The sequence below is a fragment of the Paenibacillus sp. FSL R7-0302 genome (assembly GCF_038006885.1).
In the GTDB taxonomy this organism is placed as follows: domain Bacteria; phylum Bacillota; class Bacilli; order Paenibacillales; family Paenibacillaceae; genus Paenibacillus_AQ.
This window is the reverse complement of sequence record NZ_JBBOWB010000001.1, coordinates 3,682,523-3,705,943: the sequence shown is the minus strand read 5'-3', so window position 1 is coordinate 3,705,943 and position 23,421 is coordinate 3,682,523. Positions and strand designations below refer to the sequence as shown.

The following is a 23,421-nucleotide window of genomic DNA, read 5'->3' as shown; positions in this document are numbered from 1 at the left end:
TTTTCGAGTGTCTACTTAAAGGGGATAATACCAGGACGGGGGGCGTGGACGAAAATGTAATCGAAAAACCGATTACATTGCGCCGGATGGGTGGTGCGGACGAAAATGTAATCGAAAAACCGATTACAATGGGCCGGACGGGGGGGCGTGGACGAAAATGTAATCGAAAAACCGATTACATTGCGCCGGATGGGCGGTGCGGACGAAAATGTAATCGAAAAACCGATTACAATCGGCCGGACGGGGGGCGTGGACGGAAATGTAATCGAAAAACCGATTACAATGGGCCGGACGGGGGGCGTGGACGAAAATGTAATCGAAAAACCGATTACATTGCGCCGGATGGGCGGTGCGGACGGGAATGTAATCGAAAAACCGATTACAATGCGCCGGATGGGTGGTGCGGATGGAAATGTAATCGAAAAACCGATTACAATGGGACGGACGGGGGGCGTGGACGAAAATGTAATCGAAAAACCGATTACAATGCGCCCGCCATCACTCACCCGCACAAGTAAGTTATCCCCGCGCCCGCTAACGCACCCGCCAAGCTCACCCGCCATCCGCCGCAGGAAGAACGATCTTCCCCTCCCTATACACCTTCCTGTACTGTGACGGCGTGTAGGAAGTAACCTTCTTGAATATCTTCGAGAAGTACAACGGGTCGTGGTAGCCGACCGAGTAAGACAACGACTTCACCGACAACCGCGATTCAGCCAGCAGCTCACATGCCCGCCGGATGCGCACGGTGGTCAGGTAGCCGGAGATGGAGGTGCCCGTCTCTTTTTTGAACAGCCGGAACAGGTAACTGCGCTCAATCGACACATATTCCACCACATCCAGCACCGACAAGGAAGACTTCCAATAGTTACTCTCAATATAGGCCTTCGCTGACCCTACATAGTCCTTCTTGAGACTGGCCTGCTCACTCGGATAATACTCCATGTAATACGACAGCAGCAGATGAAACGCCGCATCCGAGCGCTCCCGTGCATACGGCTCCTGTTGATATCCCTTGACCTGATCGAACATAGCTCTGAAATCCTGCGGGGCAGCCGTTACAACGGGCTGGTCCGGTAAGATATGAATCATGGCAAGCAAGCGCAGAGCCTCTGCCCCGCTGAACTCGATCCAGCAATACGCCCACGGGTCCTGCGGATCAGGATAATAATACACCTCCGTCTGCGGAAAAATCATAAAGCTCTCACCCGTCTCCACAGGGTGCACCGCCTGGCCGGTCTTCAAGTAGCCCCTGCCGCTTACGATATAATGCAGCGCATATACATCCCGGACGCCGGGTCCCCATCTGTGCAGATTGGGGGGCTTGTACCCGTTCCCTTTTACCATTGGACCCTCGCCAAGTCCGTATTCCCTAGAGTTCATAGTCGGCACCTGTACCCTTTAAAATGATAATACTACTATTATAAGCTGAATATCAGCCACTGGCTCTATGCCCAGTCGTCACTATAGTGAATATTTGGACTTCCTGCATAATACCCCAACAGGCTGTCAGAATTAACTGGATTTTATAGGCGTTATGCAACTATATAGATTGAACTTGATAACTCAAGTTAAAGGAAAAGGGACGGAGGGGAATTTTGGAACTATAGGAGCGGTAGCGTCCGCCTTTGTATTTGGATTTCTACCGCGAGGAGCGGTTTCAATCAGGAAATCCTAATACAACAGCGGCCGGAAGTCCAAAACTTCTCTGGAGTCGCGGCTAATCCCAAAACATAAAAATAATTAGTTCAATTTATATAATAATGTAGATGGAGCCAGTTAAGTATGTCTTAGCCGTATTCAAAAATGACAACGCTTTCTTAAGAATGTTGGCTTACGCCGTCGCGGAGCTTGCAGGTAAACTAAAGGTACGAGGGAGGAGCGCATATGGAATTGGAAACACAGCCAAAAAGTCCCGGAACCGGTGGCGGCCGGCGGTCGTTTTTATGGAAGCGGTTTAAAAAACAGAAAGTACTGCATTTGTTCGTCGGGCTAGGCATGATCTATCTGCTGATCTTCGCGTATACTCCGATGTTCGGCATCCTGATGGCGTTCAAGGATTACAGCATCTCCGGCGGCATCAAAGGAATCTTCACCAGCGATTGGGTCGGGCTGAGGTATTTTGATGAATTCGTCCATGATTATCAATTCGGCAAGCTGGTCCGCAACACGCTTGTCCTCAGTCTGCTGAAGGTCATCTTTGCCTTCCCGGCGCCGATCCTGCTGGCAATCATGCTGAATGAAGTGAAGCACATGGCCTTCAAGCGGTTTGTGCAGACGATCAGCTATCTGCCGCATTTTATCTCCTGGGTGGTCGTGGTTGGCGTATCCTATGCCTTCCTGTCCGCCGATGTCGGTGTGGTCAATAAGGCGCTGATGGCGATGGGCTTCACGGATGAGCCGCTGGCCTTCCTGACCAGTCCGAATTACTTTTGGGGGCTGGCGGTAGGGAGTGCGGTGTGGAAGGAGATGGGCTGGTGGACGATTATTTTTCTGGCGGCGATCTCGGGGATCAGTCCTTCCCTGTATGAGGCTGCTGAGATTGACGGTGCCGGAAGGCTGGCGCGAATCCGTTATATCACCCTGCCGGGGATGAAGGGAACCATCGTTGTTGTACTGGTGCTGACCATCGGAAGTATTCTCGGCGGCGGACTGGTGGGCTCCAACTTCGAGCAGGCCTACCTGCTCGGCAACAGTATCAATAATCCAACCTCTGAGATTGTCCAGACCTACGCATTCAGGGTGGGGTTAAGCGACGGGCGGTTCTCCTATGCAGCGGCCATAGATTTAATTCAATCGGTGATTTCGGTAGCGCTGATATTCTCCAGTAACTATATCGCCAAGCGGGTGTCAGGCTCAAGTCTGTTTTAGAGAGAGGAGGGAAGGCTATGCTGAAGAGTCAGCGTCAGAAGGATTTTGTTTTTGACAGCGTGATCTATGTGGTATTGTTCATTATTATGCTTACGATGCTGTATCCGTTCTATTATGTGTTAATTGCCTCCTTCAATAAAGGCTCGGACTCGCTGCTGGGCGGTGTGTATCTGTGGCCCCGGAATTTTACCCTGGAGAATTACCGGGTGTTCATGGATGATCCCAAGTGGGTGAAGGCGTTCCTGGTCTCCGTACTGCGGACAGTGTCCGGCACCTTGCTCGGACTGCTGCTCACCAGCATCGTCGCTTACGGTCTATCCCATCGTGATCTGTTATTCAGCAAGGTCTATTTCACAGTGATCGTATTCGCCATGTACTTCTCCGGCGGACTGATCCCTTATTATGTAGTCCTGCGTTCACTAGGCTTGTTAAATTCCTTTGCGGTGTATATCATCCCGTCCATGCTCAGCACGTTCTTCCTGCTCATTGCGATCTCATTCTTCCGTGAAATTCCCGCTGAGCTAAAGGAATCTGCGCATATAGACGGGGCCGGTGAGCTTACGATATTCTTCCGCATCATCCTGCCGGTCTCAACGCCGGTGCTGGCGACTATGGCCTTGTTCATGGGGGTGGGGCAATGGAATTCCTGGCTGGATTCGGCTTATTTCGTCCAGTCCGAGGAGCTGCGTACGCTGGCCTTCCGCATGATGGAGGTCATCAACAAGAGCAACTCTCCGATGGATTCGCTGGCGGTAGCCAACAGTGCCTCGGCGGGTGTGACCAGCTTCTCCTTACAGGTCACTTCAATGGTCGTTTCCATTGTTCCCATTATCTGTGTGTACCCGTTCCTGCAGAAGTATTTCGTACATGGTATCATGCTGGGTTCGGTAAAAGGCTAGGCCAGTGCTTCAGTGTTCAAATGTTCCATTGCTCATACAGCTCATTAATTCAATCATGGAGGGATTAGCTTGAACAAAAGCAGAAGCTTCAAGATCGTCGCAGCCGCACTCTCAATGGCCGTAGTGTTATCCGCCTGCGGCGGTAACGGGGGAAATACCGCCCAGCCCGCCCCGTCCGGCAGCCCGGACGCCGCAGCAGGCGGGAATGCACCGGCCAAGCCCGGACAGGTGAAGGAGTTAAGCCTCTTCATCGATGCGTCGTGGTACCCGGTTACGGAATGGAAGGGCCCGGTCGCCGACATGATTACCGAGAAGACGGGAGTGAAGCTGAAGGTTACGGTCGCTACCGATGATAAGCAGCTTCCGCTGATGATTGCCTCCGGTGACCTGCCGGACCTGGTGTTCACCTCTTCCAACATAGACCGGTTATCCGACTCGAAGCTGTCATATTCCTGGAATGAGCTGATTGAGAAATATGCGCCGGATTTCAAGATTGACAAGACCCGGATTGCTATTCATACCATGGATGACGGCAAGTTCTATACCGTGCGGAATTCCTTTGCTACCCAGGAGGAGATGGCGAATAGTAAATATTCGTTAGGCAGCGACGGCAACCCGGGCATCGCGGTACGGGAGGACATTCTGAAGGAGCTGGGGAATCCGCCGATCAAGACCCTGGATGATTTCGTCAAGGTGCTGGGCATGGTCAAGGAGAAATATCCCGAGATGGTCCCGCTGATCATGGACAAGGACTGGATCGAACAGTATTTCCTGGCCCAGTTCGGTACGGAGACCCTGCTCGACGGCTGGTATGAACAGGACGGCAAGGTGGAATATGCGATCAGGCAGCCTAAGATGCTGGACTTCTTCAAGTTCATGAATAGCCTGTACCGCAACGGATATATCCTGGCTGAGAATTTCGCACTGGCCAATGACCAGATTGATGATCAATATGCTACGGGCGGCAAAGCCTTCGCCCATAGCCACACCGTCTCCACCGCAGATACCGATAACATCAAGATCAAGAGCAATCAGGGGAACTTCTCCTTCAAGATGCTGCCAAGCGTATTGTCGAAGGATGCCAAGGTAGTCAGCTCAGGACTCGGCTTCTCCGGAACCTTCATCACCAAGAAGAATAAGGACCCGGAGGCCTCCATCAAATTCATGCAATATCTGGCCAGCGACGAGGGCAAGAAGCTGACGATGTTCGGGGTAGAGGGCGTGCACTGGACCTGGAATGAAGAAGGCCACCCCGATTTCAAATACAATCCGTCCGATGCCGATTTCGTGAACAGCAACGGGATTAAGTGGTGGTATCTGTATAACGATGGAGTTACGGAGGGCATGCTGTCCTATGTTCCTGAGCTGCAGAAGACCCAGGCGCTGATGGAGCTGAAGTCCGTCAGAGTCTATAAGCCGGAGATCGGCCTGATCCAGACTCAGCCGGATTCACAGGAGAAGACCATTAAGACCAAGATCGATGAGATGGTCAAGAATGAGAAGGTCAAAATCTATCTGGCTGAGTCGGAGGAAGCCGCAGTAGCAGCCTATGAGAATATGCTGAAGAACGCAGAGAACATCGGCCTGCAGAAGCTGACCGATTGGGCGAATGCGACCTATCAGAAGAAGAAAGAACTGTTCAAGTAAGCGAATTCCTGCCGGTAGAGACCTGTCTCTACCGGGTTTTACATGTTCATGGTAGGATTAGAGAACACAAGTCGGGCACCGGAGGGACAGACTGCCGTGAGCATTGTACGCAAGATGATAGTAGGGTATATCTTTCTGATTTTTATTCCTGTAGTTACGTTTGGCTACTATTATTATAGTAAGATCTATGACAGTGTAAGCAGCCAGTTTGTGGAGAGCCGTCAAAAGATACTGGAGCAGGCCTATGCCAATATGAAGGCGGATCTGGCCCGGATTGATTCCACCCAGCGTATGCTGCAGTACAACCCGTATGTCACCGACTATCTGGACGGCAGCTATGAGACGGACTCAGAGAGCATATATGCCTATAACCGTTATATCAATCCGGTGATTCTGCAATCGCTTAATATCAGTCCTGAGATCGACACGTTCAGAATCTATATAACCAAGCAGGGCGTGCTGCCCATTACTGACCGGCTGCTCGAACTATCGGCGCTGGATGAACAGGGTGCCGAGGCTACCCGTATACTCCGGCCGGGCCAGGGCAAGTGGATCATTCCCGATCCTGAGGTGGAAGCGCCCCCGCTGGTATTCTACCAGAAAATATACAATAATGACTTTACCGAGATTGTGGGATTGCTGGAGCTGCGGGTCGGCAGTGAGCTGATCCGCAAGTTCTACCGGGCAACAGGCGGAGGGGATTGGACCGCGCTGCTTCTGCCGGCAGAGGGTGAGCCGCTGGAGCGGGAAGGCATTCCCGCAGCGGTGGACGATGCCACCTGGAGCAGACTGGCTTCGGGAGAAGCACAGACCTATTTCATTAACCGGGAGGTCATTGTTAATCAGCTATATATGAAGGAACTGGGCGTACGTGTCGCGGTAATCGGCAAGGTATCCGAGGTGTTCCGCTCGATCAGGAGCCAGGAGCTGGTGATGATTACGACATTCGCGGTGCTGCTTGCGTTATTGTCGTTCGCCTATTACACACTTGCATCAACGATTACGAAGCGCGTACTCCGGCTCGCCAGGCATATGCGCAATCTGAACGATGACAACCTGAAGCAGTCGGTCAGCAAGGAAGATAAGCCGGGCCGCAGGGATGAGATCAGCTTCCTGACCGAGACCTACAATTCGATGCTCCTGCGCATGGATGAGCTGATCAACAATGTCCACCGGGCCGAGCTGCGCAATAAGGAAGCCGCTTACAAGGTGCTCCAGGCCCAGATCAAGCCGCATTTTCTCTATAATACGCTGGAGACCATCCGCATGCTGGCCGAATCGAACAACGACAAGGAAGTGGCGGAGATCTCTTACTGGTTCGGCAAGCTGATGCGCTACAGCCTGTCCGCCCAGGACGATCATACCGTTCTCTCCCAAGAGCTTGAGACCGTAGTTTTCTACCTCAATATTCACAAAATGCGGCTGCAAAAAAGACTTACCTATGAGGTCGATATCGCTGTGGCTGCCGAGAACCTGATCTGTCCAAGATTCATCCTCCAGCCGCTGGTCGAGAATAGTATTATTCACGGAGCTGCCGTGACACTGCGGCCGGTCCATATCCTGATTCAGGCCAAGGAGACGGCGGATGAGATTCGAATCAGCGTGTCGGACAGCGGCATTGGCATTCCTGAGAACCAAGTGCGGCTTATTCGCGCCAGGTTATCCCGCGCAGAAGAGGTGAGGACTCAGGAGGAGGCGGAGGGAGGCGTGGGGCTGTATAATGTCAGCGAACGGATTAAATCATTCTATGGCGGGACTTCACGGCTGGATCTTGAGAGTGAAGAGGGCAAGGGGACCTGCCTGACCATCATCCTATCGAAAGGGGCGGCAGAGCAAGCATGAGAATTCTGATCGTAGACGATGAGCCGATTATCCTTGGAGGGCTGGTGAAGGTGATTGGCGGAGCCGCGCCGGTCGGAGCCGAGATCCGCGAGGCCGGCGACGCCTTCGAGGCGCTTCAGATTATGAAGGAATACATGCCGGATGTGACGGTAACCGATCTGCATATGCCGGAGAAAAACGGGTTCGAGATGATGGAGGAGGCGAAGGAGAACGGTTTATGTGAGCGCTTCATTATTCTTACCGGACATGATGACTTCGAATATGCCCGCCGGGCGCTCCGATACGGGGTAGTGGACTACCTGCTGAAGCCGGTGGATAAGGAGGAGGTAGCCCGGCTGCTGAGTCTGGTGAACCGGAATCTTCCCTCCCTGGACAGTACGGACTGTCCGCCTCATGCCAAACGGATTCTTGCCTATACCCGGCTGAATTACATGAATGACCTGTCCCTGGATCATCTGGCTGAGCTGATGCATCTTCATCCGAATTACATTAGCAGCCTGTTCAAGAAGGTCACCGGCGATACGTTCGTCAATTACCTGAATACCACCCGGATCAAGGAAGCGCAGAAGCTGCTGAGCCTCCACCGGGATCTGCCGGTAGGTGAGATCGGACGCCGGGTCGGGTATGAGAACAAGCATTACTTCAACAAAGTGTTCAAAAAATACACCGGCAGCACCCCGGGCGCTTACCGTGACAATCACTAATTAATTCCCCTCTTGGCCTTCATACACTTCAGCTTGTAGGTACGCCCGTAGGCTGTGCCATATCTCACGATCCGGTTCAGCATCCGGGTATCCTTCAGCTTGGTGAACGGGCAGGGATCGGGGGCGGTGTTCACCTCCAGAATCCAGGGAGTCAGCCGCCGGTCCAAGGCCAAATCCAGGCCGATTTCCTTAAGTCCGGGATAGGCAGAGCTTAACTGGAGGGCGCACTTCACGCCAAGTTTGTACATTTGGGCAAGCAGCTCACTGCTTTTTTCTGAACGGGTGTAAGCCTTCAGCAGTGTCTCCACCGGATAGATGGTTCCGCCCTGGCTTCCATTCGTAACCACCTTCTGCGGATGCGCCACGCGTCCCGCCGCTCCTGTAGCCTCCCACTTTCCCTGAAGATTACGCTGCACCATCACACGGATATCAAAAGGCCGTCCGCCGTAAGTCAGCAGCCGGATGCCCTTTTGCACCAGATAGGATCGGCCACGGGTCTCCGCCAGGAGGGCCTGATAGGCCTCGTTATAATTACCGAATGTGCGTATCCTTGTCCCTGCCTGATAGCGGTAGGACCGTCTGGTCCCCGAATCAGTCCCGCTTCCGCCAGCGCCGCTACTGCTCCGCAGCATCCGCTGTTCAACCCTTATGACGCCTTCGCCCAACGAACCGCAGCAGGGCTTAATGTAGACCATCTGATGATTTTGCAGCATGGCCTGGAGTACTCTCCGGCTTAATTGCCGGGTCTCCGGGATATGCCGCTTTAATTCAGACTTCTTCGCCAGTACCGTTGTCTTCGTTAATTTATTGGAGATTCGGCTGATTTGCTCCTTCATGCTACTCCCCCGTTCTATGGACTCTAATAGGCTATAGTACGGTACAGAGCAGGATTTGGCTTGGGCGGATGCCCCGGGGCCGAACACACAGGTCGATGATTACATAGATTATTGAAGGTATTCATCCGGGGCTGCGTCCAGGCAACCGGTGCGGGAGGCGTCGAGAGGAATGGCGGAGCAGTGGCGGGATAAAGTAAACGAAGTAATCAGGTACTTCCCCTGGTACAAGGATCTTATCGGCAATGAGCACGTGAATTACAGTCTGGAGCAGCTTCCCCTTATGACTTCGGATCTGCTGGATATTCATTATTATAACAACGAACCCGATGCTTCCCATGCCGTCTACCGGACCTCGGGCACCAGTACAGGACGGCGTAAGGCAATAGTCTATTCGGAAGAGGATGAACAGCATTATATCGATATCAAAACCAGGCTGTTCGGGGAATTGCTTCAGGGAAGCGGATGTGCCCGGGCGCTGGCGGATATGGGAACCGGACATGCTGCGCATACGGCGCTGGCTATTTTTGCACGGCTGGGACTGGTCAACAGCTCCATTCCCTTCGAGTTGCCGGTAGAACAGCATATTGAGCGTATTCAGGCTTTCCAGCCCGACCTGCTGTACACCATGCCCTCGATCCTGGATCATATCGTATATGCTGCGGAGGACCCCCGGGCGTTCGGAATCCGCAAAATCATTCTGGTCGGCGAGATCGCTACCCGCGAGTGGCAGCAGAACATGGCCCGCCTGTTCGGCCTGAAGCCGCAGGATATTACCGATACGTACGGGTCGATTGAAATCGGCACGATTGCTTATTATTCGCATGAGCTGGGCCGGTATCTGCTGGCTGAAGGCATCGTTGCCGAAGCTGTGGGAACGGAGATCGTAGGGGAAGGGCTCGACCCGCTGGGTAACGGCGAAGGCATTCTGGTGTTAACTTCAACCGTGCGTAAGCTGCTGCCAGCCCTCCGGTTTGTCACCTATGATGTGGTGAGGGATTTCAGGACTGTGCAGGTAGACGGGGTGGAGCGGCAGAGCTTCCAGTCCATCGTCAAGCGGGTGGGCCGTGAGCTGAAGCATGGGGAGAAAATCAGCATCTACGATATTGAACAGGTGGTCTACCGTCATCTTCAGCAGGCCAGGGTCCGGGTCGGGGTCAGCCATAATGCATTATCCGTGTATATCCAGAGCAGGTCAGCAACTCCATCCTGCGTTCCGGTCATCAGGGAAGAGATCAGGGCATGCATCCCGGAGATTGGTCTGATGATCGCAAATCACCTGCTTGACGATATTGAAGTCATTCTGATGGCAGAGGACGGGGAGCTTGCGGGCGGACAGGTGAAGAACAAGAAGCTGTATTACCGGAAAGATCAAACGGAGCCGCAGACAGTGGAGCAGCGGGCAGAGCCTCAGCTTACCAGCGGGATTTTATCGGCTATCGGACATACACCACTCCTGAAGCTGGATAATCTGTTTCCTGCCAGCGGGTTCAGCGTCTACGCCAAGCTGGAGCTGATGAACCCGGGTGGAAGCGCCAAGGACCGCCCAGCCTTGCGGATGATCCGGGAAGCGTGGAAGGAAGGCCTTATCGGGCCGGGGAACATTATTATTGAATCCAGTTCCGGGAATATGGCCATCAGCCTGGCCATGATATGCAAGCAGCTGGGGATGACCTTCATCAGTGTGGTGGATGCCAGAACCACCGGGATGAATCTTCAGCTGCTGAAGGCCCTGGGTGCGGCTATTGATTTCATTGACCGCCCTGATCCCGAAACCGGGGAATTCCTGCCGGCCCGGCTGAAGCGCGTGCAGCAGCTGCTCGCGGAAATACCGGGCAGCTATTGGCCGAATCAGTATGCCAATCCCAATAACTATTTATCCCATTATGATACGACTATGCCGGAGATCGTGAAGGAACTGGTGCAGGTCGATTACCTGTTCTGTAGTGTCAGTACCTGCGGAACGATAAACGGACTGGCAGAATACGTGAAGGACAAGGGACTGCGGACCCGGATTGTGGCGGTGGATGCAGAGGGTAGCGTTATTTTTGGCGGCCATCCGAAGAAGCGGCACTTCCCTGGACTGGGTGCCGGTATTGTGCCCCCGCTGCGCAGACCGGATCTGATTGACCGGATTGTACATGTTACCGACGCCGATATGGTGAAAGGCTGCCGGGCGCTGGCCCGCAGGGAATCCATTCTGGCCGGAGCCTCCTCCGGGGCCGTGCTTGCTGCTATTCGGCAACTTAAGGAGGAGATCCCTCCCGGCGCAGTCTGCACCGCCATCCTGCATGATAAGGGAGAACGGTATCTCGATACGGTATACTCGGACACCTGGGTTCAGAGCCAATTCGGAGCGGAGCTGCTATCAGCTACGGAAGAGTTCCTGGTGTGACCATCTTCCTTGAGCTTGGCCTTATCGGCTAGGAGCCGTGGGGTCAAGCTCATTGTCAGCTGACCCTTAGCGCTCCTTGGCAGCAGGATCGAACGGATTCAGATATAGTCATCACCTGGGAAGAAGGCCTATGGTATGATGGACGTAATCGTAATAGCAGAACCGCCCGTGATTTTACACCCCATTAACATGCTTCATATGTTCGCGTGATATAACTGAAGCAACTGGTTATAAGAGGAGAAGATGAGATGAAGCTAAGCAAAGAGGAGAGATCGTGGATTCTGTACGACTGCGGAAATTCCGCTTATTCGATGGCCGTGACTACGGCGCTGCTGCCGATTATCTTCGGGATGTTCGATAATGTGGGCAGCAGTATGGACCTGGGGTACTTCAACTCCATCGCCAGTATTCTGGTCGCGGTCCTCAGCCCGATTCTGGGCACGATTGCGGATTATAAGGACCGGAAGAAGCGGTTTTTTATTTTTTTCGCTGCGCTCGGTATCCTTGCAACCGCCTCCCTGGCCTTCGTGTCCCCGGACAGCGGTCAATGGCAGCTGCTCATCGCCTTTTACATTCTGTCAGCGGTCGGCTTCGCCGGGTCTAACATCTTCTACGATTCCTTCCTGGTGGATATTACGGAGGACGAACGGATGGACAAGGTGTCTACCCGGGGGTTCGCCTACGGCTACATCTTCAGTTGTATTCCGTTCGGCATCAGCCTGCTGCTGATCTTCCTGCTGGGGATGGACAAGGCCATCGGCTACCAGATCGGGTTCATCATTACGGCGCTCTGGTGGGGGCTGCTTACGGTGCCGATGATCCGCGATGTGAAGCAGAGATATTATATCGAGCCTGAGCCGAAGCCTGTTGCCCGGAGCTTCCAGCGTATCGCTGCCACCTTCAGGAATATCCGCCAGCACCGAATCGTCTTTGTGTTCCTGCTCGCCTACTTCTTCTATATTGACGGAGTAGATACGATTATCAAAATGGTTGTGCCCTACGCCACCTCCGTCCTCGGCACAGATGCCCTGGATACTTTCACGCTGCTGGGAATTCTGCTCATCATCCAGATTATTGCCTTTCCCTGCGCGATTCTCTATGGCAATCTGGCCAAAACTTACTCCGCCCGGAATCTGATTATTGCCGGGATCTTCACCTACGTTATTTCTTGTATCGCAGCGTTCTTCATTAGCTCGGTGTGGCATATTTTCCTGCTGGGTGCGCTGATCGGCTCGGCACAGGGCGGCATTCAGGCGCTTAGCCGGTCCTATTTCGCCAAAATCATCCCGAAGGAGAATTCCAACGAATTCTTCGGGTTCTATAATATTTTCGGCAAGTTCGCGGCGATTCTCGGCCCTGCCTTAATGTCTCTGACCACTACCTTGAGCGGGGATGCCCGCTACAGTATTTTGTCGATTATTCCGCTCTTTCTGATCGGCTTCTTGATCTTCATCACATTGCCAAAGGGGACATAGTATGGAATCTACTGGACTGCAACCGCAACCACCCCCGGCAGCCAAGCATCTGATCGTCATCTCCTATGATGCCTTCTCTGAGGATCACTGGGAGCTGGCCAGCCGCCTGCCTAATCTGTCGAAGCTGATCACCAGCGGTGCTTACAGCAACCGTCTGAGAAGTGTCTATCCCACGCTCACTTATGTGGTGCATACGACCATCGCAACCGGCGTCTACCCGGATAAGCACGGCGTCTATCACAACAATCCGCTGCAGCCGTTCGTGCCGGAGGAGGAGCAGCGCTGGTTCTGGTTCCGGGAGGCAGTCCAGGTGCCAACGATCTATGATGCCGCGCGTAAGGCAGGGCTGAGTACGGCGGGACTGCTGTGGCCGGTAAGCGGCAAGTCCTCGATTCAGTATAATATTCCAGAGATCCGGGCGTTAAAAGGAGAGAATCAGGCGCTCAAGATACTGCGAAGCGGCAGTCCCCTGTACTGCGCCCGGCTGGAGCTGAAATACGGACGGATCAGGCAGGGCATCGCCCAGCCGCAGCTCGATAACTTCACTACGAAGTGTGCCGCCGATACAATTAAGCGGCATAAGCCGAACCTGCTGCTGATGCATCTAATCGACCTGGATGACACCAAGCATATGTACGGCACGGACAACGGGGAAGTAGACGATGTTATCCTGCGGATGGACAACCGGCTGGGTGAGATCATGCAGGCGGTGGAGGATGCCGGAATCCGCGAGGAGACGGTGATTATGGTACTGGGTGACCATGGTCAGTTCAACGTGCGCTACAAGGTGCATTTGAACAATCTTTTGCAGGCTAAGGGGCTGATCTATGACAAGGACGGCGAGATGCACTGGCGGGCCTACTTCCAGAGCGGCGGCGGTTCAGCTTATCTGCATGTGCAGCCCGGAGATGAGGAAGCGCAGCGGCTGGCCTTGGCGGTGGTGGATGAATACAGGAGTGAAGGAGCATCAGGAATCGAGAGTGTATATACGGAAGAGACGCTGAAGCAGCTCCACGCCAGCCCGGTGGCAAAAGTCATGCTTGAAGCACAGCGGGGCTACAGCTTCGATGAGGCGCTGGCGGACACGCTGATCACCGATCTGCAGGCTGAAGGCATACGCTATGCTACGCATGGCTACTCGCCGGATGCAAGCGGGTACCGCTGCAATCTCGTCATCGCAGGGGCCGGGATCAAGCAGAGCTACCCCATCGGTGACCTGGAGATGGTCGATATCGCCCCGACGATGGGACGGATTCTGGGGATGGAGTTCGGGCTGGGAGACGGGCGGGTGCTGGAGGAGATTTTTGAGGGATAGCTAGGGGAATAGTAGTGGTAGTAGGAATGCTAATAGAGCAACTTCCATCGGTCTGATCAGGATGTCCGCGCACGCGGCCGCCGGGTTGGGCTTTTTTTTGTTGATTGCAGAGGCCAATATGATGATATCTAGCTTATGCGGAGGTGTGGAGCGGGAGACTGTAATTTAAATTTAAATTACCGTTGACAATTTGCCTATGATCAAATATATTATCCATAAGAATAAAAGTTTCCTGAAGGAAACATATATGCAGATGAGAAACAATAGACATATTAATAGGCTTTATAGTTTGAACTGAATAATTCAAGTTGCGGCCAATCCCAAAACCTAAAGACTAGATAGACCAAATAAGAGACGGGGTGCTGACATGATTCAGATTAAAGGTTTAAATGTTGATTATTTCGGCCATTCGGCGCTGGAAGGAGTGACGCTGGATATCCCCTTCGGGCATTCGGTAGGCATTATCGGGCCTAATGGCGCCGGTAAATCCACGTTCATTAAGGCGCTGCTGGACGTAATCAAGAAGAGAAGCGGAACGGTGAAGGCAGAGGGGAAGGACATCGCCCTGTACAGACGGAATATCGCCTACGTGCCGCAGAAGAACGATATTGACCTGACTTTTCCCATTACAGTGAAGGATACGGTGCTGACCGGAACTTATCCGAACCTGAAGCTGTTCCGGCGTCCGGGCAAGAAGGAGCGGAGTATTGCGGAGCGCAGCATGGCGATGGTGGAGATCGGTGACCTTGCGGATAAGCAGATCAGCAATTTGTCCGGCGGGCAGCTGCAGCGGGTGTTTATCGCCCGGGCGCTGGCGCAGGAGGCCAGTGTGTTTTTCCTGGATGAGCCGTTTGTGGGCATTGATATGGTCAGCGAGCGCATCATTGTGAACCTGTTCAAGCAGCTCCGCGAGGAAGGGAAGACGATCCTGGTGGTGCATCATGATCTGCATGAGGTCGAAGAATATTTTGACAAAATCATTCTGCTCAACAAGCAGCTAATCGCCTTCGGAGATGTACAAGATACCTTCACCACGGAGAATATCCGCAGAGCCTACGGTACATCCTTGGGCAATGTAATGATCCAGGGGGCAGGAGGTGCCGCTCATGCTTGAGTCCTTATCCAGCCTGCTGAATATTCCAGTGTATGCCATTAACGCCGGGCTATCTGCGATTATCCTCGGGATTGTCTCGGGGGCGCTGGGCAGCTTCATCGTTCTGCGCAAAATGTCGCTGATGGGCGATGCCTTATCTCACGCGGTGCTTCCGGGCGTCGCCCTGTCTTATATTCTGGGCATTAACATCCTGCTGGGTGCTTCGTTATTTGGCCTGTTAGCTGCTATTCTCATTCAATTCATCACCAGCCGCAGCAATATTAAGAGCGATACCTCCATCGGCATCATTCTCAGCTCCTTCTTTGCACTCGGCATTGTCTTGATTACATTCGCCCGCAGCGGGCTGGATCTCACTCATATTCTGTTCGGCAACATTCTGGCCGTTCCGCAATCCGAGCTGCTGCAATCCTTCATCATCATGCTGGCGGTGCTTGCCATTATTACACTGCTGTACAAAGAACTGCTGATCAGCTCATTCGATCCGGTGGTAGCGAAGGCATACGGGCTGAAGACCGGCTTCTATCATTATCTGCTGATGATGCTGCTCTCCGTAGTGACCGTCTCCTCCTTGTCCCAGGTTGGGATTGTGCTGGTCATCGCCATGCTGGTCATCCCGGCAGCCACCTCGTATCTGTGGTCTAATTCCTTACTGCATATGATCGTTTTAGCCTCTGCAGTAGGGGCAGCCTCGGGGATCATCGGCGTATACGTGAGCTTCCGCTACAATCTGCCGACAAGTGCAACAATCGTGCTGGTTGGCGTCACGCTGTTCAGCATTTCATTCATCATATCGCCCAAAAATAATTTTCTGCGGAAAGGATTGAAGCAAGCATGAGACTGTTCAAAATACTATCGGCATCCGTACTCCTTCTACTACTAGCAGCCTGCTCCAACACCAGTAAGGGGGGAGCGGATGACGGTAAGCTGGAGATCGTGGCCACGTATTCGATTATTGCCGACATGACCCGGAATATCACCGGAGATAAAGCGGAGGTCTATAGCATGGTGCCTATCGGCACAGACCCGCATATGTATGATCCGCTGCCCGCAGATACAGGCAAGGTGTCGAGTGCGGACCTTATTTTCTATAACGGCTTGAATCTGGAGACCGGGAAGGGCTGGTTCCAGGATCTGCTCAAGGTGACGAAGAAGGAAGCGGCCGCGTTTGCCGTCTCTGAAGAGGTTGCTCCGATGTACCTAACGGAGAAGGGGAAGGAATCTCAGGTTGACCCTCATGCCTGGCTGGATATACAGAACGCGGTCAAGTATGTGGATGTCATTACCGCGCGTGTGATCGAACGGGACCCGGACAACAAGCAGTATTATCTGGATAACCAGACCGCGTATGTGAAGGAGCTGACCGAGCTGGATCAGTATGCCAAGGAAGCCGTGAGCAAGGTCCCGCAGGAGAAGCGCGTCCTGGTGACCAGTGAAGGAGCCTTCAAATACTTTTCCAAGGCCTATGGCTTCGAATCCGCCTTCATCTGGGAGATCAACACGGACAGCCAGGGAACACCGGAGCAGATGAACCGGATTATCGGCATTATCAAGGAGAAGCAGATTCCGGCGTTATTCCTGGAGACGAGCGTCAACCCCAAGACAATGGAGACCATATCCCGCGAGACCGGGGTGCCGGTGCACTCCAAGATTTTCACGGATTCTCTGGCTAAGGAAGGCGAAGACGGCGACACCTATCTGAAGATGATCAAGTGGAATATCGATCAGGTGATTGAGGGCTTGTCGAAGGAATAAGCGGATGCCTGTGTACGAAAAAGAGCCCGCAACAACCAATAACCCGCAAGGCCGGATAAGCACTGCTATCCTTGCCTGCGGGTTATTCGTTATCCTTAGGGGTTATTTTGTGTGGTGACAATCCCGAGCACAAAGCCGTCATAGCCCTTGCTGCCGACCGTCTGTATTGCAGTAGCATCTATACGCGGCTCTGCGGCGAGCAGCTCCATGAACTGCCGGATACCTTGAACCCGGTCATCCTTACTGCCCGGGTCAATAACCTCGCCGTCACGCACTACGTTATCAGCCACAATGACCGCGCCCGGCCGGGCCAGCTTCAGCGCCCACTTCAGGTAATGCGGATTATTAGGCTTGTCGGCATCAATGAAGATGAAGTCAAACGGCTCATCGCCCCGGGCTTCCAGCAGCGCCAGCGAATCCAGCGCCGGGCCTTCAATTACCTCTGTCTTGTCTGCCAGCCCCGCCATTCTCAGGTTATCCTCAGCTACCACAACATGTTTGTGCTCGAATTCCAGCGAGACCAGCCTGCCCGTCTCCGGCAATGCCCGCGCCAGCCAGATGGTGCTATAACCGCCCAGGGTGCCGATCTCCAGAATGTTGGACGCTCCCTTCATTTTGGCGAGCAGATACAGCAGCTTCCCCTGATTCGGAGCGACATCAATCGCCGGTAAGCCGGCCCCGGCATTCGCATCCAGCACAGCGTCCAGGACCGGATCTGCAGCCAGCAGCCTGTCACTGAAATAGGTATCGACCTTACTCCATTTACTTTGTTCTTCCATGTGAATCCCTCCGTTAGTTGTGTTTTTATATTGGTGTATTAGAACTACTTTAAATATAAGGGTTTATCATTCATAATAATAATATATGTTAATGTCATAATCATAAATATAGGTTATGAATACAACCCATGAATAGGAGCGTGTTTATGAACATTCATGCACTGAGGCTTTTTTATTATGTGGCTGAGACGGGAAGCGTCACGAAGGCGGCTGCCCGGCTGAGGATCAGCCAGCCGGCGGTGACCAGCCAGATCAAGAGGCTGGAGAAGGATCTGGGACTGCCGCTATTCAATCCCAGCGGCCGGGGAATCTCGCTGACTCCCTTCGGGACAGAGCTGGCGAAGCAGGCCGGCAATCTCTTCACCTATGAAGAACGGATTGAGGAGTTCGTAGAGGATTACCGCCAGGGACGGAAGGGGAAGCTGCGCATTGCCGCCACCTATCTTCCGGCGAATTTCCTGGTCCCGGGCTGGGCCGCCCGGTTCAAGGCGGGGCAGCCCGAGATGGAGATTGAGATAACCACGACCAATTCCACGCAGGCCTTTGAACAATTGCAGCGTCATGAAGCGGATGTGGCCTTTTACGGGGGCGGAGCCAAGGAGAAGCCGGAGGATGTAGACTGGCTGGAGCTGTTTGAGGATGAGCTGTGGTTCGTAGTGGCTCCTTCCCATCCCTTTGCCAATGGTACGGTATCGCTGCCGGAGATGATGCAGGAGCCGTTCGTAATGCGTGAGGAAGGCAGCTCTACCCGGGAACGTCTGGTCTCGCTCTGTACAACCTACGGCCTGAAGCCGCCGCGTGTGACCCTGCAATTCAGCGGGCTGGGCGAAGTCATTCGTTCGGTCATGGCAGGGTATGGCGCCAACTTCATCTCCTCACTGGCTGTGCGGGACTATGTGGAGTGGAAGCAGTTATGCCGGGTACAGGTGGAGGGCATTCAGCTTAGCAACCATATTGCTGTCTGTACACGCAAGAACGAGACCCTGTCAGCCGGGCTACAGCGGTTTATTGACATCTGCCGGCAATGATGAACAATAAGAATATATTCCTTTTCAATTAAAATATATTGATAAACGATAAATATTATGCTAAATTATACTCACTCTAACAAGTGAGGTGTTTGTGTGATGAACCGTAAGCCAGGCTCAACCACGTTTCTGAAGGCGGTACTTATTGTGTTCGCGCTGGCTGCGCTGGCCTTATGTATCTTCGCGGTCCCGGCGATCGCTGGCTTCGCGGCGGAGCTGTATCCAGACCATTCGTATATCCAGGTGCTGGTGATGATAGATCTGTACGGGGCGGCTCTGCCGTTCTTCATAGCACTGTCCCAGGCCTACAGGCTGTTAGGCTTCATTGACCGTAATGAGGCGTTCGCGGAGGGCTCGGTGCGGGTGCTGAAGCATATCAAGCATGCGGCTGTGTCGATTAGCGGAATGTTCACCTTAGGACTGCCGCTGTTCTATCTGCTGGCGGAGCGGGATGATGCCCCGGGCATTATTGTGATCGGGCTGATCCTTATTTTCGCATCCATGGTGATTGCAGTATTCGCGGCGGTACTCCAGAAGCTCCTGAATGAAGCGATTGAATTGAAATCTGAGAACGATCTGACAGTCTGAGGTGGCTACCATGGCGATTATCGTTAATATTGATGTGATGCTGGCTAAGCGGAAAATGAGTGTAACAGAGCTTACGGAGCGGGTGGGAATTACAATGGCGAACCTGTCCATTCTGAAGAACGGCAAGGCCAAGGCGATCCGCTTCTCAACGCTTGAGGCGATATGTAAGGCGCTGGACTGCCAGCCGGGAGATATTCTGGAATATACACCGGATGCTGCAGAATAATGGGCACCGGGAGCGGGGAGGGGACGGTATTGAGAGCCATGACACGGCTGCTGAACTTCGGGTATCATCAGGCGATGAGCTGTATCTTTCCTGTAGCGATCTTCGGAACGTTAATCCTGACCCGGACAGCAGAGCTGCCGTTCATCCACCGCTATGATCTGATTCTGCTGATCCTGCTTACTGTGCAGTACCTGATGTACCGGAGCGGGCTGGAGACGCTGGATGAGATCAAGGTGATCTGTGTGTTTCATGGGATTGGACTGGTGCTGGAGATGTATAAAATAAGAATGGGCTCCTGGGCCTACCCGGAACCCGGTTATGCGAAGCTGCTCGGTGTGCCGCTGTACAGCGGATTCATGTATGCCAGTGTGGCCAGCTACATGTGCCAGATCTGGCGCAGGCTGAGGATGGAGTTGACCGGCTGGCCGGGTCTTGCCGCTGCGGGACTGCTGGGCGGAGCGATCTACCTGAACTTCTTCACCCACCACTATATTCCGGATTTCCGCTGGTGGCTGACAGCCCTGGTAGTAGTGGTATTCTGGAGAACCTGGATCATCTACCGGGTGCAGGGCAAGACGTACCGGATGCCGCTTGTGCTGGCTTTTGCCATTGTAGGCTTCTTCATCTGGCTGGCCGAGAATATTGCGACCTTCCTGGGGGCGTGGCAGTACCCGGACCAGCACGGGAGCTGGCGGCTGGTTGGCTTCGGCAAGATCAGCTCATGGTTCCTGCTGGTGATTATCAGCGTGATTATTGTCGCCCAGCTTAAGCATGTGAAGGCCGGGCGGAGCGGCGGGGGACACAGTTAAGGCCATCATGGCCTGCCGGACCGGGTCCAATAAGCCAGGCCGTCCAGCGGATAACGGAAGGACGGTCCGGTTCCGCCGGAGACGGACGGGATTAGCGAACATTGTTCCCCGTTGGAATCAAGGGAGAATAGCTGTTCAATATGATAGACACCGGGAGACGGTGCTGACTCATAGAGTCTCAAGGCGACTCCAGCAGCCGTTGCCGCTGTGATGGATGCTTCATGTACGCCTGTAATTCCGTATTCTCTGGTGGCGGGCCTGTCATCCTTCGTGCCGCAGGCATCGACTTTGACCGCGTAGCGCTCGGAGCCGAAACGGAAGCGGGTGAACGCCTGGACCGCGAGGTTGCGGAGTGTCCGGTTACGCAGCAGACGGGAGAGTCCGGTGCGGCGCAGCAGCGCTGCGGCTGAGGTCATGCTCCGTGAATCGAAGCAGAGCCGGGTCGAGACGGAAGGTACGGCAAGGGTCTGAGGCAGAGTCATCTGATCCGAAAAAGGAAAACGGTAGGCTCTATGCGTCCGCAGAGCAAAGCCGAAATCCGCCGCCTTAGCCTCCGTGAAGCTTGAGGCGGTGCGCGGTCTGCCGTGTTCGGTAATCTCGAAGTCGGCTCCAAGGTTGTCCACCGTCCACTCCATAGCCGCCTGTCCATGGCTGTCACCCAGTCCCAGCATGATCGAGATGTCGATCTGCTCTGTATGGTCCAGCTCCTGGACGGCCCTTGCCGCAAGCAGGTTGGTTAACCCCGGTGCGAGCCCGACACTTAGCACTGCTGCCGCCTTGAGCTTATGCTTCACAGGGTCCAGCCTTTGCAGCATAGTCAGGAAGTCTCCGCTTGCCGAGACATCTACATAATGAGTGCCGCTCTGGAGGCAGGCTTCGGCCAGCCGGGTGTCCTGCTGATCCAGACACATGACGACCAGCTTGACCTTCCCCAGCAGCTCTGGGGGAAGCGGCTTCTCTGCCGACAGGCGCAGCGGCTTCACGTATCCGCCGGTACTGCGGGAGAATTCCTCGGCCCGGTGCAGGTTTCTTCCTGCCGCGTAGACCTTGCCGGGGTGCTGTGCCCCGAGTAGCCGGCATATCTGTGACCCGACATGCCCGTAACCGCCGATCACTACAATATCTGTTTTCATGAGTATTCCCGTCCTTCGTGGTGGATTGCAGAATCTGCGGTATAATTAACGTTACGTATCATTATCCGGCTTAAGCGGGCGGCAGACTATCCCACATTTGTGGGATTTCGGGGAGGACAGAAGATGAACAAGGGAGTACATAGTCTATTACAGCTTGACCCTGCCCGGGGCGGGCCGGTGCTGGATTCCCAGCAGTACCGCGAAGCGGTGATTGCCAGGCTCCGCCTGCTGGTTCCGTTCGCTGCGGCCTGTTGTACGACAGTAGACCCGCACACGCTTTTAACCACAGGGGCGGTCACGGAGCAGGGACTGGAGGAGGTTCATCCGCTATTGTTCGAGTATGAATATCTGCATGAGGATTATATGAAGTATGAGCAGTTAGCGGTGTCGGATATTCCGGCAGTCTGCTTAAGCGGAGTGACCGGGGGAAGCCTGGAGAAAAGCGCACGTTACCGCAAGGTGCTGCAGCCCGCCGGATTCGGGGATGAGCTGCGTGTAGCGCTGCGCACCGGCGGGGTCTGCTGGGGGTTCCTGACCTTATTCCGTCCGCTGGGCCAGCCGGCGTTTCAGGAGCAGGAATGCGCCTTGCTGGCTTCGGTAGCTCCGCTGATCGCTGAACGTCTGCGGGCGTATGCCTCTGTCCTGCCGGTATCCGGAGCGGACCGGGCCGTGCCGGAGGATAACGGTATTCTGGTGCTGAGTGAGCAGCTGGTCCCGGTCAGTGCGAATGCAGCAGCCCGTTACTGGCTGAAGCAGATCTGGAACCTGGAGCTGCTGGAAGAAGGGCAGCTTCCCGGTCCGGTGCGTGCCGTCTGCCTGCGGGTGCTCGGCGCGAAGAAGCCCGCCGGAACCGGGACTTCTCAGGCCAGAATAAGTCTCCCAACCGGAGACGGGGCGTATCTGACGGTTACCGCAAGCCTGCTTGGCGGCCCGCAGAGACAGCTCGCCGTATCCTTGGTGAGTGCCCGCTCCGGGGATGTCTTCCGGCTGCTGGCCGAAGCCTTCGCCCTGACCGCGCGGGAGAAGGAGCTGGCAGAACTGCTGGCGCTGGGGTTATCGACCAAGGAGCTGGCCGAATCGCTGCATATCTCCGCCTACACCGTGCAGGATCATTTGAAGTCCATCTTCGCCAAGACAGGCGTGTCCAGCCGCAGAGAGCTGATCAGCCGGCTGTTGTCACGATAGAGGAGGTGAGGGGGGGCCGGGTCCAAAAGAGAAGTAGCAGTGATGTCTTTCAGCCTTAACATTTCGCTGCTCTCTAGTCATATCTGTTTCGCCTTCTCGCGCTCAAGACTGTGTTATTTTGCTACATGTCACAAGGGGCTGTCCCAAAAGCCATGAAATGGCTGCTTGGGACAGCTCCATTAAATCGGCCGGAAGCGGGCCGGATGGGAAAATGAAAGGGATAAATCCCATTAAATCGGCCGGAAGTGGGCCGGATGGGAAAATGAAAGGGATAAATCCCATTAAATCGGCCGGAAGCGGGCCGGATGGGAAAATGAAAGGGATAAATCCCATTAAATCGGCCGGAAGCGGGCCGGATGGGGAAATGAAAGGGATAAATCCCATTAAATCGGCCGGAAGTGGGCCGGATGGAGAACTGAAAGGGGCTGTCTCAAAAGTGATTTTCTATGAGCGACGACAGCCACTTGCAGAAATCCCCGGAAGCCTCGATTGTTCTTCAGTTGTCCAAGCAATTTCCGGTTCTGTCATTCAGCGTACAGCGAATGGGTCGTCTTTTAAGGCAACACATCCTTACGCAACTGCCGAACGTCCTCTGAGCGATTTTTTTGTTTCTTTTTTAGCATGGATGAGTCGTTTCCCACTTAAACAGCGGTGCGGACGGAACGATTGTGTAAAAGCGGAAGCGGTCGCCTTTGTGTCCGGATTTTCACCGCTAAGGGGAATGAAAAAAATCTGGACACAACAGCGATTGGAACAACGGTCCGTTTGCGGAGCGTCCACCTAAGTGCTCACGTTGGTCCCACTCCGCAATAAAGAGCTGTCCCAA

At 54.1% G+C, this 23,421-nt stretch carries 22 protein-coding genes; 18 read left to right on the top strand and 4 right to left on the bottom strand.

All coding sequences use genetic code 11. The features are described 5' to 3' along the window. Positions 1-147 precede the first annotated feature (147 nt). Positions 148-615, top strand: a complete 468-nt coding sequence (locus tag MKY96_RS16340) for a hypothetical protein (RefSeq protein ID WP_340941669.1) — start codon at positions 148-150, stop codon at positions 613-615. Here MKY96_RS16340 and MKY96_RS16335 read toward each other — a convergent pair. Beyond that, complete coding sequence (locus MKY96_RS16335; protein WP_340941668.1) at positions 553-1,383, bottom strand: helix-turn-helix domain-containing protein; 831 nt, start codon at positions 1,381-1,383, stop codon at positions 553-555. The two genes, MKY96_RS16340 and MKY96_RS16335, sit on opposite strands and share 63 nt — an antisense overlap. A 504-nt stretch (positions 1,384-1,887) precedes the next feature. Here MKY96_RS16335 and MKY96_RS16330 point away from each other — a divergent pair. From MKY96_RS16330 to MKY96_RS16310, 5 genes are all read left to right on the top strand, one after another. Further along, on the top strand, positions 1,888-2,871 hold the full coding sequence (locus tag MKY96_RS16330) for an ABC transporter permease (RefSeq protein ID WP_340941667.1): 984 nt from the start codon (positions 1,888-1,890) through the stop codon (positions 2,869-2,871). 17 nt (positions 2,872-2,888) lie between these two features. After that, a complete protein-coding gene (locus tag MKY96_RS16325) occupies positions 2,889-3,770 on the top strand; it encodes a carbohydrate ABC transporter permease (protein WP_340941666.1) in 882 nt (293 codons plus the stop codon). A gap of 69 nt (positions 3,771-3,839) precedes the next feature. Beyond that, on the top strand, positions 3,840-5,417 hold the full coding sequence (locus tag MKY96_RS16320; protein WP_340941665.1) for an extracellular solute-binding protein: 1,578 nt from the start codon (positions 3,840-3,842) through the stop codon (positions 5,415-5,417). Between the two features lie 96 nt (positions 5,418-5,513). Beyond that, complete coding sequence (locus MKY96_RS16315) at positions 5,514-7,259, top strand: sensor histidine kinase (RefSeq protein ID WP_340941664.1); 1,746 nt, start codon at positions 5,514-5,516, stop codon at positions 7,257-7,259. Continuing rightward, entirely contained in the window at positions 7,256-7,963 is a 708-nt protein-coding gene (locus tag MKY96_RS16310; RefSeq protein ID WP_340941662.1) for a response regulator transcription factor, read from the top strand. The genes MKY96_RS16315 and MKY96_RS16310 overlap by 4 nt, the downstream gene beginning before the upstream one ends. Here the strand turns inward: MKY96_RS16310 and MKY96_RS16305 are convergent. Then, on the bottom strand, positions 7,960-8,799 hold the full coding sequence (locus MKY96_RS16305) for a YheC/YheD family protein (RefSeq protein ID WP_340941661.1): 840 nt from the start codon (positions 8,797-8,799) through the stop codon (positions 7,960-7,962). The genes MKY96_RS16310 and MKY96_RS16305 overlap by 4 nt on opposite strands. Positions 8,800-8,968: 169 nt before the next feature. Here MKY96_RS16305 and sbnA point away from each other — a divergent pair, with 169 nt between their 5' ends. From sbnA to MKY96_RS16275, 6 genes are all read left to right on the top strand, one after another. Continuing rightward, positions 8,969-11,191, top strand: a complete 2,223-nt coding sequence (sbnA, locus tag MKY96_RS16300; protein ID WP_340941660.1) for a 2,3-diaminopropionate biosynthesis protein SbnA — start codon at positions 8,969-8,971, stop codon at positions 11,189-11,191. A 248-nt stretch (positions 11,192-11,439) separates the two neighbouring features. After that, on the top strand, positions 11,440-12,666 hold the full coding sequence (locus tag MKY96_RS16295; RefSeq protein ID WP_340941659.1) for an MFS transporter: 1,227 nt from the start codon (positions 11,440-11,442) through the stop codon (positions 12,664-12,666). Position 12,667: 1 nt separating this feature from the next. Further along, complete coding sequence (locus MKY96_RS16290; protein WP_340941657.1) at positions 12,668-13,981, top strand: alkaline phosphatase family protein; 1,314 nt, start codon at positions 12,668-12,670, stop codon at positions 13,979-13,981. Between the two features lie 370 nt (positions 13,982-14,351). Continuing rightward, on the top strand, positions 14,352-15,095 hold the full coding sequence (locus MKY96_RS16285; protein ID WP_340944597.1) for a metal ABC transporter ATP-binding protein: 744 nt from the start codon (positions 14,352-14,354) through the stop codon (positions 15,093-15,095). Then, entirely contained in the window at positions 15,088-15,930 is an 843-nt protein-coding gene (locus MKY96_RS16280) for a metal ABC transporter permease (RefSeq protein WP_036729903.1), read from the top strand. The genes MKY96_RS16285 and MKY96_RS16280 overlap by 8 nt, the downstream gene beginning before the upstream one ends. Next, positions 15,927-16,847 (top strand): metal ABC transporter substrate-binding protein, encoded by a 921-nt coding sequence (locus MKY96_RS16275; protein WP_340941656.1) that lies wholly within the window; start codon positions 15,927-15,929, stop codon positions 16,845-16,847. The genes MKY96_RS16280 and MKY96_RS16275 overlap by 4 nt, the downstream gene beginning before the upstream one ends. A 95-nt stretch (positions 16,848-16,942) precedes the next feature. On the opposite strand, the gene MKY96_RS16270 is transcribed toward MKY96_RS16275, so the two are convergent. After that, positions 16,943-17,626, bottom strand: a complete 684-nt coding sequence (locus MKY96_RS16270) for an O-methyltransferase (protein WP_340941655.1) — start codon at positions 17,624-17,626, stop codon at positions 16,943-16,945. A 146-nt stretch (positions 17,627-17,772) separates the two neighbouring features. On the opposite strand from MKY96_RS16270, the gene MKY96_RS16265 reads away from it, so the two are divergent. The 4 genes from MKY96_RS16265 to MKY96_RS16250 all read left to right on the top strand — a co-directional run bounded on the left by MKY96_RS16265 (position 17,773) and on the right by MKY96_RS16250 (position 20,277). Continuing rightward, positions 17,773-18,654 carry a LysR family transcriptional regulator gene (locus MKY96_RS16265; protein ID WP_340941654.1) on the top strand — a complete coding sequence of 294 codons (882 nt, stop codon included), beginning with the start codon at positions 17,773-17,775 and terminating at the stop codon, positions 18,652-18,654. Between the two features lie 99 nt (positions 18,655-18,753). Beyond that, positions 18,754-19,242: a DUF2975 domain-containing protein gene (locus MKY96_RS16260; RefSeq protein WP_340941653.1), complete on the top strand. Its 489-nt coding sequence runs from the start codon at positions 18,754-18,756 to the stop codon at positions 19,240-19,242. 10 nt (positions 19,243-19,252) lie between these two features. Next, complete coding sequence (locus MKY96_RS16255) at positions 19,253-19,468, top strand: helix-turn-helix domain-containing protein (RefSeq protein ID WP_340941652.1); 216 nt, start codon at positions 19,253-19,255, stop codon at positions 19,466-19,468. A gap of 29 nt (positions 19,469-19,497) precedes the next feature. Beyond that, complete coding sequence (locus MKY96_RS16250) at positions 19,498-20,277, top strand: DUF817 domain-containing protein (RefSeq protein ID WP_340941651.1); 780 nt, start codon at positions 19,498-19,500, stop codon at positions 20,275-20,277. 5 nt (positions 20,278-20,282) lie between these two features. Here the strand turns inward: MKY96_RS16250 and MKY96_RS16245 are convergent, their stop codons facing one another. Next, the gene (locus tag MKY96_RS16245; RefSeq protein WP_340941650.1) at positions 20,283-21,410 is read right to left on the bottom strand and encodes a saccharopine dehydrogenase family protein; all 1,128 of its coding nucleotides are present in this window, start codon (positions 21,408-21,410) and stop codon (positions 20,283-20,285) included. 123 nt (positions 21,411-21,533) lie between these two features. Between MKY96_RS16245 and MKY96_RS16240 the strand changes: the two genes are divergently transcribed. Both MKY96_RS16240 and MKY96_RS16235 read left to right on the top strand, forming a co-directional pair. Then, positions 21,534-22,595: a LuxR C-terminal-related transcriptional regulator gene (locus tag MKY96_RS16240; protein WP_340941649.1), complete on the top strand. Its 1,062-nt coding sequence runs from the start codon at positions 21,534-21,536 to the stop codon at positions 22,593-22,595. A 157-nt stretch (positions 22,596-22,752) separates the two neighbouring features. Further along, positions 22,753-23,379, top strand: coding sequence for a hypothetical protein (locus MKY96_RS16235; protein WP_340941648.1), 627 nt, complete (start codon positions 22,753-22,755; stop codon positions 23,377-23,379). Positions 23,380-23,421: the final 42 nt, after the last annotated feature.

What these genes read in the sequence shown, in the direction of transcription:
- MKY96_RS16265 (WP_340941654.1), top strand. Translation starts at nt 17,773, where the DNA reads ATGAACATTCATGCACTGAGGCTTTTTTATTATGTGGCTGAGACGGGA.
- MKY96_RS16255 (WP_340941652.1), top strand. Translation starts at nt 19,253, where the DNA reads ATGGCGATTATCGTTAATATTGATGTGATGCTGGCTAAGCGGAAAATG.
- MKY96_RS16235 (WP_340941648.1), top strand. Translation starts at nt 22,753, where the DNA reads ATGGCTGCTTGGGACAGCTCCATTAAATCGGCCGGAAGCGGGCCGGAT.
- MKY96_RS16330 (WP_340941667.1), top strand. Translation starts at nt 1,888, where the DNA reads ATGGAATTGGAAACACAGCCAAAAAGTCCCGGAACCGGTGGCGGCCGG.
- MKY96_RS16245 (WP_340941650.1), bottom strand. Translation starts at nt 21,410, where the DNA reads ATGAAAACAGATATTGTAGTGATCGGCGGTTACGGGCATGTCGGGTCA.
- MKY96_RS16280 (WP_036729903.1), top strand. Translation starts at nt 15,088, where the DNA reads ATGCTTGAGTCCTTATCCAGCCTGCTGAATATTCCAGTGTATGCCATT.
- MKY96_RS16275 (WP_340941656.1), top strand. Translation starts at nt 15,927, where the DNA reads ATGAGACTGTTCAAAATACTATCGGCATCCGTACTCCTTCTACTACTA.
- MKY96_RS16270 (WP_340941655.1), bottom strand. Translation starts at nt 17,626, where the DNA reads ATGGAAGAACAAAGTAAATGGAGTAAGGTCGATACCTATTTCAGTGAC.
- sbnA (WP_340941660.1), top strand. Translation starts at nt 8,969, where the DNA reads ATGGCGGAGCAGTGGCGGGATAAAGTAAACGAAGTAATCAGGTACTTC.
- MKY96_RS16290 (WP_340941657.1), top strand. Translation starts at nt 12,668, where the DNA reads ATGGAATCTACTGGACTGCAACCGCAACCACCCCCGGCAGCCAAGCAT.
- MKY96_RS16240 (WP_340941649.1), top strand. Translation starts at nt 21,534, where the DNA reads ATGAACAAGGGAGTACATAGTCTATTACAGCTTGACCCTGCCCGGGGC.
- MKY96_RS16260 (WP_340941653.1), top strand. Translation starts at nt 18,754, where the DNA reads ATGAACCGTAAGCCAGGCTCAACCACGTTTCTGAAGGCGGTACTTATT.
- MKY96_RS16310 (WP_340941662.1), top strand. Translation starts at nt 7,256, where the DNA reads ATGAGAATTCTGATCGTAGACGATGAGCCGATTATCCTTGGAGGGCTG.
- MKY96_RS16335 (WP_340941668.1), bottom strand. Translation starts at nt 1,383, where the DNA reads ATGAACTCTAGGGAATACGGACTTGGCGAGGGTCCAATGGTAAAAGGG.
- MKY96_RS16295 (WP_340941659.1), top strand. Translation starts at nt 11,440, where the DNA reads ATGAAGCTAAGCAAAGAGGAGAGATCGTGGATTCTGTACGACTGCGGA.
- MKY96_RS16305 (WP_340941661.1), bottom strand. Translation starts at nt 8,799, where the DNA reads ATGAAGGAGCAAATCAGCCGAATCTCCAATAAATTAACGAAGACAACG.
- MKY96_RS16325 (WP_340941666.1), top strand. Translation starts at nt 2,889, where the DNA reads ATGCTGAAGAGTCAGCGTCAGAAGGATTTTGTTTTTGACAGCGTGATC.